The sequence below is a fragment of the Stenotrophomonas sp. 85239_Sma genome (assembly GCF_056481725.1).
In genome coordinates, this window is sequence record NZ_CM151163.1 from 825,600 (window position 1) to 842,565 (window position 16,966).

A 16,966-nucleotide genomic window follows, 5' to 3' on the forward strand; every position below is an offset into this window, starting at 1 on the left:
GACTTCCTGTGGCAGGGCGCAGCAAGGCTGCGCGGACTGACGCGGCAGGGCCGCGTCGCTGCGGAAGCCACAGCCACGGCGCCTGCAGGCGCCATCGGACTTCCGTCCCTCCGGGCGAAGCGGCAATTGCTTGCCACATGCACCATGCTGGGATGCGTCCAGCCTAGAAATCGTCCTTGTCCTATGGAATCAGGCGTTTCCTAAAGCCACTGCAGTCCCCATCACAGGGCCGGCAGGGTTCAGGCAGGAGTGGGCCTCAGCCGAACAGTGAGGCCTGCAGGCAGTACTCGATCAGCGCCTGGTCGCTGTCCACGCCGAGTTTGCGCATCGCGCTGATCTTCTGCGTGCTGACCGTCTTGGCGCTGCGCTGCAGCTGGCGTGCGATGTCGCCCACGCTCATGCCGCTGGTGAACAGGCGGATCACCTCCAGCTCGCGCGGCGACAGGCGCGCACGGACCGCATCGGCATCGGCCGGTTCGCTCGCGGCTACCGGCAGCAGTCCCGGGGGGCGGTAGACGCGGTCGGCCAGCACCACGCGCAGGGCCTGTACCAGGCTGCCCAATCCATGGCTTTTGAGCACCACGCCGCCCGCGCCGGCGGCATACATCGCCGCAACCAACGATGGATTGGACACCATCGTCAGCACCAGCAGGCGTGTCTCTGGGAAGCTGCGGCGCAGGAACGAGATCAGCTTGATGCCGTCCCCGAAGCGATCGCCCCCCGGCATGCTGTAGTCGGTGATCACGGCCTGTGGCCGGGTCCGGGTCATCAGCTCGACCAGCGTAGCCGGGTCGGCGGCTTCGCCCACGACATCCAGGTCCAGTTCCCCGGCCAGCACGTCGCGGATGCCGGCAAGCACGATCGGGTGGTCGTCGGCGATGAGGATCCGTGTGGTCATGGCAGGGTCGGGTCGTCAGGAAGGGAAGGGGATGCAGCGACGCGCAGCGGATGCAGCAGTTGTTCGAGGCGTCGCTGGAAGCCGGCAAGAGCGGCCGCCTGGGTGGCCAGGTCATCGCCGCCGGCAAGGCACTGTTCGATCTGCAGGCCGCTGTCCACCAGCGCGGGTGCACCGACGATCACCAGCGCGCCGCGGATGCGGTGCAGAACCTGCGCCACGCGGGCGGGATCGGCAGCGGCGATTGCCTGGCGCAGGCTGTCCAGGTCGGCCTGCATGGTCTGTACAAACAGCGACTGCATCTTCGCGGAAACCTGCAGCGGGGGATCCGTGTCGTGCGATGCGGTGGACGCACGGCGCTCCTGCATCGCAGAGTCTGGCGCATCGCCGTCGGCGATCCGGGTCAGCAGGCGCTGCAGGGCTTCCAGCGTGATCGGCTTGACCAGCACGCCCTGCATGCCCGATTCCTGGCAGCGTTGGCGTTCGGCCGGGTCGGCATTGGCGGTGGCGCCGTGGATCGGCACGCTGACACCCCGTGCCCGCAAGGCGCGGGCCAGGCCGTAGCCATCCAGCCCGGGCATGTTCAGGTCGGTCAGCACCAGCGCGAACGCGCCCTGTTGCCAGTAGCCCAGCGCTTCATTGCCATCGCTGGCGACCACGGCGCGGCAGCCGAGCTGCTCCAGCTGGTCGCGCAGGATCGCCTGGTTGATCGGGTTGTCCTCGGCGACCAGCACCTGCAGGCCGAAATGACGCGTCGCTGGCAGGTGCCCCTCGGCGCTGGCCTCCAGCGGCTGGCCGCTGGCTGCGGCCAGGGCGACCACGATCGCGTCGAACCGATGCAGGCCAACCTGCCAGACGCCGTTGACCTGCCGCGGCCGCACGCCGCCTTCGCGGCAGGCGACCACGCGCGGTCCATCCGCCCATCCGGGCAGGGAGTCGTCCAGGGCCAGGTCGAGCAGCACGCCCGCCGATGGCAAGCCTGCCGCGACGTCCTCACGGTAAACGCTGGCCTGTGCACCGCGCTGCTGCAGGCGCTCGCAAAGCGATTGCACCAGTTCTCGCACGCTGCCCCGCACCTGTATCTGCAGGCCGGCGGGCAGCTGCGGCGCGGGTGACTGCTGCGGATCCGGTGGTGCCGATGGCAGCGGCAGTTCAACACTGAAACTGCTGCCCAGGCCGCTCTCGCTGACCACGCGCAGCTGCCCTTCCATCAACGCCACAAGATGCGCGCAGATGGCCAGGCCCAGGCCGGTGCCCCGCATCGCATCGGTGCCCGGGTTGGCCTGGAAGAACGGCTCGAACAGATGCGCCTGGTGTTCGCTGGCAATGCCGATACCGGTATCGGCCACCTGCCATTGCAGCCAGCAGCGTTGCTCCTGCCAGCGTGCCGAAAGGCGGACCACCACGCGCCCGCTGTCGGTGAACTTCAGTGCGTTGCTGATCAGGTTGTTGAGCACCTGGCGGGTCCGCGCGGCATCACCGCACACCATGGGCGGCACGTCGGCATCGATGCAGGCGTAGAACTGCAGTGCCTTGTTGGCGGCCGCAGCGGCGTACGAGTCGAGCGCGTCTTCGGTCAACCGCACCGGATCGAATGGGCTGGGCTCCAGGCTCAGTTGCCCGGCCTCGGCCTTGCTGACATCCAGGATGTCGCTGATCAGCTGCATCAGGGTAGAGGACGAACGCTGGATCGTTGCCAGGTAGTCCTGCTGCCGCGCATCCAGTGGCGTCAGCCCCAGCAGCTCAAGCGTACCAAGGACGCCGTACAGCGGCGTGCGGATCTCATGGCTCATGGTGGCCAGGAACTGGCTCTTTGCGCGGTTGGCCTGGTCGGCGGCGCGGCGCGCCTGCTGCAGCACCTGTTCGGCCTCATGCTGGCTGCTCAGATCAATGAACAGGCAGAGCACTGCCGGCTCGCCGCGATAGCGCGCCGGTGTCGCGGTCACCAGCAGGTGGCGGCCTTCGGGCGTGGCGTAGGCCAGGCCATCGCCCAGCGTGGTGCCGCCGGCAGCCAGTACGCTCCGCCGCCACGGGCCATGCCAGCCGCCGGCATGGTGGTCCTCGCCCAGCCAGCGGCGGGCAAGGGCGTTGTCCAGCAGCACATTGCCATCGGAACGGCGCAGCAGGCACAGCCCGATCGGCGCGTTGTCCAGGATCGTGCGACTGAAGGCTTCGCTTTCCAGCAGGCGCGCGTGGTTGCTGCGCAGCGGTTCGATGACCGAACGCCGGTACGCGCGCAGCACCAGCGTGCCACCCAGTGCCAGCAGCAGGGCGACCACGGTCGCGCCCAGCAAGGGCCCTTGCGGGTGCTGGAACACCTGTCGCCACCCGACGTGGTAGACCGCCAGCCAGCCGCGCTCGCTGCGCATGCGGAACTGCAGGCCATCGAGGCCGGCCTGCCAGGAGGTGCCGGCGTCGCTGGCATCGGCCGCATCGCCCAGCAGGCGCTGGCCATTGGCATCGAACAGCGACAACCGCTGGAACACCGGGACACCCAGCACCTGCCGATAGTCATCGACACGGCCGGGATCGAGCAGGCAGGCCAACGCCGCCTGCGAGTCCTTGTCGTCCTCACCCCACAGGCGCGCATCCTGCGGGGCGTGGGCGATGGCCAGCAGCCAGGTCTGCCGGTCGCGCCAAGGCACGCCCACCCAGACGATGCCACCGCGCTGCAGCACCGGCTGCGTCCCCATGACCTGATGGATGCTGGCGATCGCCGGGCGCAGGTGATGCGGGCTGTTCTGGTTCGCGTCGGTACCGGCGATCTGTACAGGTGCCAGCAGCCCGCGCGTGCCCTGGCCATCGACCAGCAGGCATTGGGGTGGTGGATAGCGCGAGGCCGACCAGAACGTGCCGTAGAAGCGCAGGAAGCGGTCGCCCAGCTCGGTCGGTGGCGAAAGACTGGCCCCCTCGCTCCCGATCACCGCAAAGTTGGCGAACAAGGGGCCGCGTTGCAGCTCCACGCTGGCATCGGCCACCGGCTGCCCACGCGTGCCGACATCATGCAGACGCCACTGGCGAAGGAAGCGCTCCTGCTCGCGCAGCGTGCCGTCCAGGCGGCGGAAGTGGTACTCGATCTTGCTGCGCTCTTCGTTCAACAGCTGCGAGCCGGCCGACAACAGCAGTCCGGCCTGCAGGGTCGCCAGCACCACCACGCCAATCAGCAGGGCGTGGACGCGCAGCGAGCGGCGAGCGAGTCGGCGTACAGGAGCGGCCTCGGCCGGCATGGCAGGTCTCGGAGCAGGGGGCGGTCAGCGGCACCTTGTGCAGCAACGGATGGAACTCCGCCGCCGCTGCACAGACAGGATCGTCAATGCAACTTGATGATTTCGTGAAGCCGCCGTGGAATCCGTGTCAGCGCAGGGCGGCCCGCGGCGCGTCGTCCCACTGGGGCGCTTCTTCATCCAGCAGGCGGGTGAACTCATCCGACGGCAGCGCCTGCGAGATCAGGAAGCCCTGCACCTGGCTGCACCCCAACTGGCGCAGCGCGGCCAGGTCGGCATCGCTTTCCACGCCCTCTGCCACGATGGTCAGGCCCAGCTGGTTGGCCAGTGCGATCACCGTTGACAGGGTCAGGTGCAGGGCCGGGTCGCGGGCGCAGCCGCTGACCAGCGCGCGGTCGATCTTGACCTCGGTGAAAGGGGTATTGACCAGGTTGTGGACCGAGCTCAGGCCCTGCCCGAAATCATCCTGGGCCAGGCCGAAGCCCTTCATGCGCAGGCGACATGCGCCGGCATAGAAGTCGCTGACGTGCCGCGTGGTGCTGTTTTCCATCAGTTCGAAGCACAACTCACCGGGTGTACCGCCGTAGGCCAGGGTCAGCGCCAGCAGCTCGTCGGGCAGATCCGACTGCTCCAGCAGGTGAGGGGGCAGGTTGATCGACACCGGTACCCGGAAACCTTGCCTGCGCCAGCGCGCCTGCGCGCTGATGCTGGCCTTGAGCATCATCCGCAGCAGATCGCCCTCCAGCCCGTAGCGGCAGATCGCCGACAGGAAACTGCCAGCGGCCAGCGTACCCAGCTGGGGGTGGCGCCAGCGCACCAGTGCCTCGGCCGCCACGACCCGTCCTGACTGCAGTGACTTCTTCGGTTGGAACCAGGCCGTCAGGCTGCCATCGGCCATGGCCTGGCGCAGCTGCGATGCATCCGGTTCGGGTGCCGCCGCCGCGCGCGCGGGGGCGTCGTCGGCAACCGGACGCGCCTGCGCCAGGGCCTCGAACAGGGCGTCCACATCGGCGGCGGCCACGGGCTTGGGCAGCAGCCCGATCACATCCAGCCCCAGCGATTCGGCCATCAGCCGTGCCGAGGTCATCATCCGGCGCGGCGCGGCACTGACTACCGCAAGGCGCGGCGGGCGCGGCTGTGCGGCCAGCGCCTGGATGAACTGGATGCCGTCCTGTCCGGGCATCAGCAGGTCACTGACCACCAGGTCATAGGGCTGGCATGCACACAACGCGATGGCCGCATCCACGTCCTCGCAGGCATCGACCTGCACGCCGGCGCGGCTGCCGAACAGGTTGGCCAGGAAGCCACGCTGGAAGGGCTGGTCTTCCAGGATCAGGACGCGCAGGGTCATGCGGGGTCTCCTTGGCGCAGGGCGTTGAGCGCCTTGCGCAGGCGGGCGATGTCGATGGGTTTGCTCAGGTAGCCCTGCATGCCACTGGCCAGGCAGCGCTCGCGCTCCTCGGCGGTGGCATTGGCGGTGGCACCGATCACTGGCACCGGGTTGCCGTCATCGCGCAGCTGGCGGGCCAACGCGTGACCGTCCATGCGCGGCATGTTGATATCGGTCACCACCAGGTCGAATGACTGCTCGCGGCATCGCTGCAGGGCTTCCACGCCGTCCTGTGCCAGCTCCACATCGCAGCCGAGGGTGCGCAGCTGCTCGGCCAGGATCACCCGGTTGATCGGATTGTCTTCGACGGCAAGCACGCGCAGGCCCATCGGTACCGGCGGTGCCGCGCGCGATGTCTCCGGCAGCGCCGCACGTTGCTGCTGCACGTTGGCCAATGCATTGCCGATGGCGGTCATCCCGTGCAGGGTCACCACCAGGCTGCCATCGGCGGCAACAGTGGGCTGGTCACCGCCGTCGATCGACGCCACCACGCGGGGTCCTGTCCAGGCCAACGGCATCCCGGCCTCACCATCCATCAGGATCGCGCCGTCATGGTCCAGCAGTGCTGGGTCGCCCTGCAGGGGCTGCGCGTTTGCGCCCCAGCGACGCAGCCAGCCGCAGGCACTGTCGACCAGCTCGCGGTCGCGGCCGCGCACCAGGATCGGCGGCTCCGGTAGCAGCACAGGGCCATCCTCTGCGGTGGGCAGAACCGGCAAGGGCAGACGGACGCTGAAGCTGCTGCCCAGGCCAGGCTCGCTCACCACCTGCAGTTCGCCGCTCATCAGGCGCACCAGGCGGTCGCTGATGGACAGGCCCAGCCCGGTGCCCTGTGCACTGGCCGCGCCGCGGACCTGGCGGAACGGTTCGAACAACCGCGCCTGTTCTTCGGCGGCGATACCCACGCCGGTGTCGGTGACCTGCCAGGCCAGCACGCTGGATTCACCTTCGCGCTGTACCTGGCGCACGCGCAGCACCACCCGCCCATGTTCGGTGAACTTGATCGCGTTGCTGAGCAGGTTGCCCAGCACCTGGCGGATGCGGTCGGCATCACCGAGCACCCGCGTCGGCAGGCGCGGGTCGGTACAGACCAGGATCTGCAGGCCCTTGCAGGTGGCCGACGCGGCAAAGCTGCGCAGCACGCTCTCGGTCAGCTCGCGCGGCGAGAACGCCGCCGGCTCCAGGCTGAGCTGCCCTGACTCGATCTTGGAAACATCCAGCACGTCGCTGATCAACTGCAGCAGGACCGATGAGGAACTCTCGATCGTACGCAGGTACTGTGACTGCCGGGCGTCCAGCGAGGTGTGGCCCAGCAGCTCCAGCGTGCCCAGCACGCCGTAGAGCGGAGTACGGATCTCATGACTCATGGTGGCCAGGAACGCGCTCTTCGCCTGGTTGGCCGCATCGGCGGCCTGGCGTGCCGACGACAGTGCGGCCTGTGCCTGGCGGTGCCGGGAAATGTCATGGAACACGCACAGCAGCACGTCATCGCCCTGGTAGCGGCAGGCCGCGTGCAGCACCTGCAGCTGGCGACCATCGCGGGTGGTGAATTCCAGTCCACGCCCGCGCTCGCCGGCATGCCCGCGCCATGGAGCCTGCCAGTCGCTGTGCTCGCCTTCTTCGCCAAGCCAGTCGCGCAGCAGCTGGTTGGAGAGCAGCAGCGCGCGGTCGCTGCGGCGCAGGACGCAGATGCCGACCGGCGCCATGTCGATCACCGTCGAACTGAAATCCAGGTTCTCCAGCAGCCGGCGGTGTTGCTGCAGGGCCGGCTGGATCAACTGGAGGTCCACGCGATGCCGCAGCAGGCGCAGCGCGAGGCCGGCCAGCAGCAGCAACAACACGCAGATCAGCAGAGGCACCGCCAGGTCGCCCAGCAGCAGCTGCGGCGGCAGGTGGTAGACCAGCCGCCAGCCATCATTGCCGACCCCTTTCACCAGCGCTACGCCGCGCGGAAGCCCGCCGCTCCACAACGTGCCGAAGCTGTCGTCCTGGCGCTCCCGCAGGGTCTTCCAGCCCGCACCATCCAGCCGCGGGGCCTGGCTGGACAATGCAGGCTGCCCGCCACGGTCGAGCAGCGCATAGCCGCCGATGCCCTGGCCGTCGATCATGCTCGCCGCCGCCGCGCCATCGAGCAGCAGCACCAGCCACTGCGTCGGATGGGGGCCCGCCTGTACCGGCTGGGCCAATGCAACGCCACTGTCACCCGGGCGCAGCCAGTACACCGGGTCGGCTCCCTCCACGCTGCCGCTGCGCGCCTGAAGCACGCGCAGCGAGGGCAGTCGCGCCAGGTCGACATCGACCTCGCCTCCGGCCAGCCAATGCGCGCCCCGGGCGTCGACCAGAAGCAGGTGCGTCTGCAGCGCCTGCAGCGTGTGCTCGGCGCGCGTTGACAACAGCAGCCGCTGGCCCGGTTGGCCGCCGGCACCCTCCAGCGGCACCTGGCGCATGCCATCGCTGTCCGCCGCAGCTGCATCCGGGTTGCCCGTCACCACCGAATCGCCCAGGTAGCGCAGCAGGGCTTCGCGCTGGTCGAAATAGATCTGGGCCCTGTAGGCCGCCGCGTTCATCTCGCGGCGATGGGTCGAGATGTCCTCGGTGAATGCGGTGAGCAGGTAGAACCCGGCCGCGGCGGCCAGGCAGATGAAGACGCACACGGTCAGGCAGCGCAGCAGCACCGACGCGGTGGTCGATGGCACGGCCTGCTGCAGCGAAGGGCGGGGGAAGCGGAACATGCAACGATGCTAGGGAGCGGCGCGGATGGCGCGGAATCAGCTGTTTCCTAAAAGCCATTGCGGACCGGCCAGGCAGCGGTCCCTGCTTGGACGCCGTTCAGCCAGCAGAAAAAAAGAACCCCCGCCGAAGCGGGGGCTCCTGTATCGGCGCTGGCCTGGCACTTACAGTGCGCTGCCACCGAACTTGTGCGTGTACTGCAGGTTGATCGTGCGGCCGACGCTGTCGAACCAGGACACGTCGTAGTAGGGGTACGCGGTGTAGGTACGGTCCTTCGGCGGCATCTTGTTGAACACGTTGACCACCGACAGCGACAGGCGCGAGTGGTCGTCGAAGCGGTACTGCAGCGACGCGTTGTAGCGGTAGGTTGCCTTGATGTACGGGCTGTCACCGCTGTCCCAGTCGAACACCTGGTCGTAGCTGTCCGAGGTTGGCAGCTTGCCCAGGCGCGAGCCGTACACGGTTGCCGACCACGCATTCTTCTCCCAGGTCACGCTCAGGCTGGTCTTGGTGCGCGGGATGTCGAAGCCACTGTTCACTGCGAACTGGTCTTCGCTACGGTCGCCCGGGTAGCGCTGGAAATCATGCTTCTTCACCCAGGTGTGGGTGCCGTTGAAGATGAAGTCGCCGATGCCCGTCTGCAGGCGGTAGCGCAGGCCGACGTCGATGCCGGAGGTGGACTCTCGGGCGACGTTGATCGGCTCCACGCGCACGCCATAAAGGCGCCCGTCGTTGCTGCGGGTGATGCGGGCGAGCGCATCCACGCAGGTCGGCGAGGTGATGTCGGCGCTGCCCAGGCGGCAGTTCGCTTCGTTGGCCAGGATCGTGCGCACGTCCATGTCCTGCACCTGGTTGCGCATGTCGATGTCGAACCAGTCCACCGACAGGTCCAGGCCGATCGCCGGCGACCAGACGAAGCCGGCACTCCACGAGGTGCTGGTTTCCGGGTCGAGCTGGCGGTTGCCGATGCGGCTGCGGACCAGGTTGCGTTCGTAGTCGGCGCAGTCGGTGGCGCCGTCCGCGCGGCAGCTGTACAGGTCTTCGGCGGTGGTCTCATCGTTGCCCGGGCCGGCGAATACGTAGTGCAGGTCCGGCGCACGGAACGCGGTGCCGTACGAACCGCGCACCAGCAGCGTGTCGATCGGGCGCCATTCCAGGCCGCCGCTCCAGGTCGCCTTGCCGATGGTGTGGCCGGAATAACGGTACTGGTCGTAGCGGCCGGCCACGCTCAGGTTGACCGACTCGTGCAGCGGCATGCGCAGCTCGGCAGCGGTCGCCCAGCGGTTGCGCGAACCCTTGCCGTCCGAATCCTTCCAGCTGTAGTAGTAGTACCCGGTCGCCAGCGGATCGGGATTGAGCGAGTACGCCTGCTGGCCCACTTCCACGGTCGCGGCAAACCCGGCGTCGCCACCGGGCAGGGCGAACAGGGCCGAGTTGGTCAGGGTGAAGGCGGCAGTCTCCGTGCGCGACTTCGGGGTGTAGGTGGTACGCGCGGCGATCGAATCGTACTCGGCGCGGGTCAGCGGCCGGTACAGGCGTGACGGGTCGGCGTTGTAGACCGGGAAACCGTCGTCATCCACGCCCAGCTGCGGACCGAGGAACAGGTCATTGGCCTTGGCGGCGATGATCTGCGCCCAGCTGATCCGCGACTGGTACTGCGAATGGCTCAGCGCTGCTTCGTAATCCCAGTTGCCGGCCAGGTTGCCCTTGAAGCCGGTGGTCACGCTGAAGGTCTTCTGCGTGCTGCGCACCATGGCGTTGCGCAGGCCGCCCATTTCCTCTGGCGAGAACTGGCGCTGCCAGAACTCGATCTCGCCGGTGGCTTCGTTGTTGAAATAACCCGACTCATCGCCGTTGGCGTCCATGCGGCCCCACTGGGTGACGTCGCGCATCAGCGACATCGTGTGGTAGCCCAGCTGCACGTCGGCGAACCACTGCTGGCCATTGTCGAAGTCGTAGCTCAGCGACGCGTAGCCGTTGGCGCCGCGGCGCTTGCTGAGGATGGTGCCGTAGCCGATCGAGCTGTCGCTGCCACAGTAGTAGCCGTACTTCGGGCGATAGGCGCGGTAGGTGCTGCCCTGGTTCTGCCCGGCCAGGGCTTCGCAGGTGGCGGCGCCCGGGTCCAGATAGTCATCGTTGTAGTCGGTGCGCAGGTAGGCACGGCGAGCGATGCGCGAACCCTCGGTCGGGCCATCCTGGGTCGAGTCCTGGATGTCACGGTCATAGGCCCACAGCGGGGTCTGCGACTGCAGCTCGACGCTGTATACCGCGTTGAAGTTGCCACGGCTGAAACCGCTGGCGATGCTCATGTCGAACGACTCGCCACCGCCTTCGGTGGTGGTGCCCATGCGCATGTCGATGGTGGTGCCGTCGGCCTTCTTCTTCAGGATGAAGTTGACCACGCCGGCGATCGCGTCCGAACCATAGATGGCCGAGGCGCTGCCGGTCAGCACTTCAATGCGTTCGATCATCCCCAGCGGAATGTTGGAGACATCGGTGAAGTTGCTGCGGCCCTTGAACGGCATCGGGAAGTCGGCGATACGGCGGCCATTGACCAGCACCAGCGTGTGGTTCGGGCCCAGGCCGCGCAGGTCCACCTGCTGGGCGCCCGGCGAGAAGTCGGCGCCGCTGGAAGACTGCTGGCTCTGCGTCTCACCGCCGTTCTGGGTCATTGCACGCAGCACGTCCGGCACGCTGGTGAAGCCGCTTGAGCGGATCTGTTCGGCGTTGATCACCGTGATCGGGGCGGGGCCTTCCACCTGGGCGCGCGGAATGCGCGAGCCGGTGACCTGCACCGCGTCCAGTTGTTGTATCGAAGAGGAAGACGGAGCCTGGGCGGCCGCGGAAGCAGCCACACCCATCAACGCCAGCTGGATCGACCACGCCATCGCCTGTCTACGCATGAGGAATTCTCGGAAATGAAGCCGGCCCGCAGAGGAGGGGCCCTGTCCCCCATTCAGATTTCCGGAATGGGCGCGCGCATTTAACGCCTTTTTTATGTCCTTGACTACTGGGTGCCTATCTGGCAAAGAGTGAAAACGCTTGCAAGTCGAAGTCGTTCAGGGAGATCAGGGATGCGAAGCCTCCACCGGACCCTCCCCTTTGCCTGGCTGGCGCTGCTTGTGCTGGCCTGGCCACTGGCCGCACCCGCGCAGGATCTGCTGGGTCCCGGCTTCGCCTATTACGAAGCCGGCGACCTTGAAGCCCCGCGTCCCGGCCCGCGCGCGCCGGCGATGATGCTGATGGGCGGTGGCGAATGGGTACCCGAGGCCTTCCATTGGTGGCTGAGGCAGGCCGGCAATGGCCGTGTGCTGATCCTGCGCGCCTCCGGTGGCGATGAGCTGCAGGACCGCCTCTACCACGAGATCGGCGGCACCACGGCGGTACAGACCCTGGTCTTCGACAGCCGTCGCGGTGCCGACGATCCGGCCGTGCTGCGCGTGGTTGCCGCAGCCGATGCCATCTTCATCGCCGGTGGTGACCAGGCCCGCTACATCCGCTTCTGGAAGGGTACCGCGCTCAACCGCGCGCTCAATGCCCATGTACGTGCCGGCAAGCCTGTTGCCGGCACCAGCGCCGGCCTGGCAATCCTCGGCGGCTACGCCTATGGCGCGATGGATGGCGGCAGCATCACCTCCGCCGGTGCGCTGGCCGACCCGATGGGCAGCGCTGTCACCATCGACAGTGGATTCCTGCAGATGCCCTACCTGCAGCGCGTGGTCACCGATACCCATTTCGACAAGCGTGACCGCCTTGGCCGCCTCATCGTGTTCGTGGCCCGTGCGGCGCAGGACAGTGGTGACCCGGGCGTCGTCGGCATTGGCGTTGATGAGGACACCGCCCTGTGCGTGGAGCCCGATGGGCAGGCCCAGGTCTACAGCGCCGACGGCGAAGGCAAGGTCTGGGTGGTCAGCCCCGGTCGTGATGCCGATCGTCTGGTCGAGGGCGAACCGCTGCGCTTCCATGCCGTACCGGTAACGGTGGTCGCCAGTGGCAGCCGCATGCGGCTGGACGACTTCCAGGCCGAGGCCGATTACCACGCCGTGGCCGACGTCGCCGACGGCCAGATCGAAGTCGTCCGCCAATGATGTTCCACCCGCAATCCATTCCCTCGTCCTGCTGGAGATGTACCCGATGAAACTGCGCCTGGCGCTGTCTGCGCTGCTGTCCCTGCCGTTGCTTGCCCAGGCCGCCCCGGCCGCCTCGCCGCTGCTGGTCATCCACGGCGGTGCCGGCGTCGAGCGCAAGGACCTGTCGCCGGCCGAAGAGAAGGCCGCGCGCGATGCGTTGCGCGCCGCGCTGCTGAAGGGCCATGCCGAACTGGCGGCGGGTCGTCCGGCGCTGGCTGCCGTCACCGCAGCGATTACGGTGCTGGAAGACGATCCCACCTTCAACGCCGGCAAGGGCGCGGTGTTCACCCATGACGGCCACAACGAGCTGGATGCCGCAGTGATGGACGGCGCCACCCAGGCTGCTGGTGCGGTGGCCGGCGTGCAGCGGGTGCGCAACCCGATCCTGCTGGCACAGACCGTGATGCAGAAATCCAGGCACGTGATGATGGTCGGGCAGGGCGCCGAGGCCTTCGCGGCCGAGCAGGGTATTGCCCTGGTGGATCCCTCCTACTTCCGTACAGAGAAGCGCTGGCAGCAGCTGCAGCGCGCACTGAAGGAAGAGGCCAGCGGCCAGGCCCATGCCGACCTGGAGACCGCAAAGCACTTCGGCACGGTGGGTGCGGTCGCGCTGGACGCGCAGGGGCAGCTGGCCGCCGGCACCTCCACTGGCGGCATGACCAACAAGCGCTATGGCCGAGTGGGTGACTCGCCGATCATCGGTGCAGGCACCTGGGCCGATGCGCGCTGTGCGGTGTCGGGTACCGGTTGGGGCGAGTACTACATCCGTACTGCGGCCGCGCACGAGATCTGCGCACGCATGCGCTACCAGGGGCAGACCCCGGAGCAGGCTGGCAAGGGCGTGATCAACGAAACAATTCCGCAGTTGGGCGGCGATGGTGGTGCGATCGTGCTCGGCGCAGACGGGAAAATGGCCACGCCGTTCAACACCCAGGGCATGTATCGGGGCTGGATCGGCGCCGACGGTGTCCCTCATGTCGCAATTTTCGCCAGCGAGACCCTGCCGGTCCCTGGGCAATAACCTTGCGTATCAATGGGTTTGCGACAACGTGTGAAAAAGATGGAAAAAAGCGTTGACAGCCCCCCGCCTGATCAGCAGAATAAGCGGCTCACCACCACACACCGCAACGCTTCGGCGGCAACGGGTTGGGGTGGTAAGGAGGGATACCCAAGCGGCCAACGGGGGCAGACTGTAAATCTGCTGGCTTACGCCTTCGGTGGTTCGAATCCACCTCCCTCCACCAGTTTCACGTTGTGACATTCCCGACGCGGGAGTAGTTCAATGGTAGAACCTCAGCCTTCCAAGCTGATGGTGCGGGTTCGATTCCCGTCTCCCGCTCCATTGAATGAACTTTGAATAGTATCGAGTTCATGTCATAATGCAAAACTCGGCTCACGTAGCTCAGTCGGTAGAGCACTTCCTTGGTAAGGAAGAGGTCGAAGGTTCGATTCCTTTCGTGAGCACCATCTCAAGCATCACCTCTCAGACGAATTCGAGATAAGCAGCCATGGCCAAGGGTAAGTTCGAGCGCACCAAGCCGCACGTCAATGTCGGCACCATCGGTCACGTCGACCACGGCAAGACCACGCTGACCGCCGCACTGACCAAGATCGGTGCCGAGCGCTTCGGTGGCGAGTTCAAGGACTACTCCGCGATCGACGCCGCGCCGGAAGAAAAGGCGCGTGGCATCACGATCTCGACCGCGCACGTCGAATACGAATCCCCGACCCGTCACTACGCCCACGTTGACTGCCCGGGCCACGCTGACTACGTCAAGAACATGATCACCGGTGCCGCCCAGATGGACGGCGCGATCCTGGTGTGCTCGGCCGCTGACGGCCCGATGCCGCAGACCCGCGAGCACATCCTGCTGTCGCGCCAGGTCGGCGTGCCGTACATCGTCGTGTTCCTGAACAAGGCCGACATGGTCGACGACGCCGAGCTGCTCGAGCTGGTCGAGATGGAAGTGCGCGAGCTGCTGAGCAAGTACGAGTTCCCGGGCGACGACACCCCGATCATCGCCGGTTCGGCCCGCCTGGCGCTGGAAGGCGACCAGAGCGACATCGGCGTGCCGGCCATCATCAAGCTGGTCGAGGCCCTGGACACCTGGATTCCGGAGCCGGAGCGTGCGATCGACAAGCCGTTCCTGATGCCGGTGGAAGACGTGTTCTCGATCTCGGGCCGCGGCACCGTGGTGACCGGTCGTATCGAGCGCGGCATCATCAAGGTCGGTGACGAAATCGAAATCGTCGGCATCCGTCCGGTGCAGAAGACTACCGTGACCGGCGTTGAAATGTTCCGCAAGCTGCTGGACCAGGGTCAGGCAGGCGACAACGCTGGCCTGCTGCTGCGCGGCACCAAGCGTGACGACGTCGAACGCGGCCAGGTTCTGGCCAAGCCGGGCACGATCAAGCCGCACACCAAGTTCGAAGGTGAGGTCTACGTCCTGTCGAAGGACGAGGGCGGTCGTCACACCCCGTTCTTCAACGGCTACCGTCCGCAGTTCTACTTCCGTACCACCGACATCACCGGCGCAGCTGCTCTGCCGGAAGGCGTCGAAATGGTGATGCCGGGTGACAACGTCAAGATGGTCGTCACCCTGATCAATCCGGTGGCAATGGACGAAGGCCTGCGCTTCGCCATCCGCGAAGGCGGCCGCACCGTCGGCGCCGGCGTGGTCTCGAAGATCATCGAGTAAGCCTGCAGTACCGGTGGTTGCATAGCGCCGCCGGTTACGCGAATGGCGGGCCGGGAACCTCGGTCCGCCTTCGCCGTCTAAGGGAAGGCAAGTTTTCAACGTACGCCAGTAGCTCAATTGGCAGAGCAGCGGTCTCCAAAACCGCAGGTTGGGGGTTCGAGTCCCTCCTGGCGTGCCATCTGCCCACCTTATCCAGCGGCCTGGGCCGCTAAAGCAGACACAGCCGGATGAATAGCAAGATCGAACACTCCAAGGACAACTCCGCCCACGGTGGGGATATCGTCAAGTATGTCGCCGCATCGCTGCTGGTGCTGGCCGGTCTGTTCGTCTGGTTCTGGTTCTCCGCCGACTCTGGTCGCGCCGCCCAGCTGGGTGCGTGGGCAGGTCAGCTGCGTGCGTTGGCGGTCGTGGTCGGTCTGGTTGGCGGTATCGGCGTGTTCATGCTGACCGGCAAGGGGCGCGACACCCGCGAATTCCTCTCCGAGTCGCGCTTCGAACTGCGCAAGGTGGTCTGGCCGACGCGCCAGGAGGCCATCCGCATGACGTGGGTCGTGATCGTCGTGGTGCTCATCCTCAGCCTGCTGCTGGGTGGCTTCGACTTCCTGATCCAGAAACTGACTCAGTGGTTCCTGAGCCGCTAAGGAGAATTGCATGAAGCGTTGGTACGTCGTTCACGCCTATTCGGGCTTCGAGAAGTCGGTGGCGCAGGCTCTGCGCGATCGCATCGTCCGTGACGGCATGGAAGAGCGCTTCGGCGACGTCCTGGTCCCGACCGAAGAAGTGGTCGAGATGCGCGCTGGCCAGAAGCGCCGCTCCGAGCGCAAGTTCTTCCCGGGTTATGTGCTGGTCCAGATCGAGACCCACGAAGAAGCCGGTATTCCGCGCATCGACAACGAAAGCTGGCACCTGGTCAAGGAAACCCCACGCGTGATGGGCTTCATCGGCGGCACTGCCGATCGTCCGTTGCCGATCGCCGATTCCGAGGCCGAGGCCATCCTGAATCGCGTTCAGGAAGGTGTCGAGAAGCCGCGTCCGAAGGTGCTGTTCGAGCCGGGCCAGATGGTCCGCGTCACCGACGGTCCGTTCAACGATTTCAATGGCGTCGTCGAAGAAGTCAACTACGAGAAGAGCCGTCTGCGCGTCTCGGTGCTGATCTTCGGTCGTGCCACGCCGGTCGAGCTCGAGTTCGGCCAGGTCGAAAAGGCCGTCTGATCCGTCTGTAGCGTCGAGCCACGCTCGGCTTCGGACCAGAAACCGGGCCTGGCCCGGTTTCGTTCGTTTATCTGCCGCTTCAGGCATGTGAATAAAAAACCTGTTATAGTGCGCGGCTCCCCGCTGGGAAAGCCGGCAGGACGAGGCCGCCGCAAGGTGGCCTTCAGCATGATTTCAAAACGCGATGCCGGGACGCGTGATTCCCGGTCCGATGGGGAGCCTGTTGTCGAAAGGCGCTAGCACCCGGAGAGCACTCACATGGCAAAGAAAGTTGTCGGTTACATCAAGCTGCAGGTGAAGGCCGGTCAGGCCAACCCCTCGCCGCCGGTCGGTCCTGCGCTGGGTCAGCGTGGTCTGAACATCATGGAATTCTGCAAGGCGTTCAACGCTGCAACGCAGAAGCTCGAGCCGGGTCTGCCGGTTCCGGTGATCATCACGGCCTACTCGGACCGTACGTTCACCTTCATCACCAAGAGCACCCCGGCTACCACCCTGCTGAAGAAGGCCGCTGGCATCTCGTCGGGCTCCAAGCGCCCGAACACCGAGAAGGTCGGCAAGGTCACCCGTAAGCAGCTGGAAGAGATCGCCAAGGCGAAGGAACCGGATCTGACTGCCGCCGACCTGGACGCCGCCGTGCGTACCATCGCTGGCTCTGCCCGTTCCATGGGCCTCGTGGTGGAGGGTTAATA

At 66.5% G+C, this 16,966-nt stretch carries 11 protein-coding genes and 4 tRNA genes; 10 read left to right on the forward strand and 5 right to left on the reverse strand.

Annotated elements, in window-relative coordinates:
• Positions 1-256: 256 nt before the first annotated feature.
• The 5 genes from ACYKG1_RS03725 to ACYKG1_RS03745 form a co-directional block, all read right to left on the reverse strand.
• Positions 257-898 carry a response regulator gene (locus ACYKG1_RS03725; protein ID WP_262226222.1) on the reverse strand — a complete coding sequence of 214 codons (642 nt, stop codon included), beginning with the start codon at positions 896-898 and terminating at the stop codon, positions 257-259.
• Positions 895-4,122 (reverse strand): hybrid sensor histidine kinase/response regulator, encoded by a 3,228-nt coding sequence (locus ACYKG1_RS03730; RefSeq protein WP_478471893.1) that lies wholly within the window; start codon positions 4,120-4,122, stop codon positions 895-897. The genes ACYKG1_RS03725 and ACYKG1_RS03730 overlap by 4 nt, the downstream gene beginning before the upstream one ends.
• A 127-nt stretch (positions 4,123-4,249) precedes the next feature.
• On the reverse strand, positions 4,250-5,470 hold the full coding sequence (locus tag ACYKG1_RS03735; RefSeq protein WP_478471895.1) for an EAL domain-containing response regulator: 1,221 nt from the start codon (positions 5,468-5,470) through the stop codon (positions 4,250-4,252).
• Positions 5,467-8,238 carry a response regulator gene (locus tag ACYKG1_RS03740; RefSeq protein WP_478471896.1) on the reverse strand — a complete coding sequence of 924 codons (2,772 nt, stop codon included), beginning with the start codon at positions 8,236-8,238 and terminating at the stop codon, positions 5,467-5,469. The genes ACYKG1_RS03735 and ACYKG1_RS03740 overlap by 4 nt, the downstream gene beginning before the upstream one ends.
• Before the next feature lie 162 nt (positions 8,239-8,400).
• On the reverse strand, positions 8,401-11,139 hold the full coding sequence (locus ACYKG1_RS03745) for a TonB-dependent receptor plug domain-containing protein (protein WP_478471898.1): 2,739 nt from the start codon (positions 11,137-11,139) through the stop codon (positions 8,401-8,403).
• Between the two features lie 171 nt (positions 11,140-11,310).
• Between ACYKG1_RS03745 and ACYKG1_RS03750 the strand changes: the two genes are divergently transcribed.
• The 10 genes from ACYKG1_RS03750 (at position 11,311) to rplK (ending at position 16,964) form a co-directional block, all read left to right on the forward strand.
• A complete protein-coding gene (locus tag ACYKG1_RS03750) occupies positions 11,311-12,324 on the forward strand; it encodes a cyanophycinase (protein WP_478471900.1) in 1,014 nt (337 codons plus the stop codon).
• A gap of 46 nt (positions 12,325-12,370) precedes the next feature.
• Entirely contained in the window at positions 12,371-13,387 is a 1,017-nt protein-coding gene (locus tag ACYKG1_RS03755) for an isoaspartyl peptidase/L-asparaginase family protein (RefSeq protein ID WP_100471387.1), read from the forward strand.
• A 137-nt stretch (positions 13,388-13,524) separates the two neighbouring features.
• Positions 13,525-13,610, forward strand: a tRNA-Tyr gene (locus tag ACYKG1_RS03760).
• A gap of 24 nt (positions 13,611-13,634) precedes the next feature.
• Positions 13,635-13,708 (forward strand) — tRNA-Gly (locus ACYKG1_RS03765).
• Positions 13,709-13,757: 49 nt separating this feature from the next.
• Positions 13,758-13,833 (forward strand) — tRNA-Thr (locus ACYKG1_RS03770).
• 41 nt (positions 13,834-13,874) lie between these two features.
• A complete protein-coding gene (tuf, locus tag ACYKG1_RS03775) occupies positions 13,875-15,065 on the forward strand; it encodes an elongation factor Tu (RefSeq protein WP_100471388.1) in 1,191 nt (396 codons plus the stop codon).
• A 102-nt stretch (positions 15,066-15,167) separates the two neighbouring features.
• Positions 15,168-15,243 (forward strand) — tRNA-Trp (locus ACYKG1_RS03780).
• 49 nt (positions 15,244-15,292) lie between these two features.
• Entirely contained in the window at positions 15,293-15,706 is a 414-nt protein-coding gene (gene secE, locus ACYKG1_RS03785) for a preprotein translocase subunit SecE (protein WP_004154361.1), read from the forward strand.
• 10 nt (positions 15,707-15,716) lie between these two features.
• Positions 15,717-16,277 (forward strand): transcription termination/antitermination protein NusG, encoded by a 561-nt coding sequence (gene nusG, locus ACYKG1_RS03790; RefSeq protein WP_004154362.1) that lies wholly within the window; start codon positions 15,717-15,719, stop codon positions 16,275-16,277.
• Positions 16,278-16,535: 258 nt separating this feature from the next.
• On the forward strand, positions 16,536-16,964 hold the full coding sequence (rplK, locus tag ACYKG1_RS03795) for a 50S ribosomal protein L11 (RefSeq protein ID WP_004145248.1): 429 nt from the start codon (positions 16,536-16,538) through the stop codon (positions 16,962-16,964).
• The last annotated feature ends 2 nt before the right edge of the window (positions 16,965-16,966 follow it).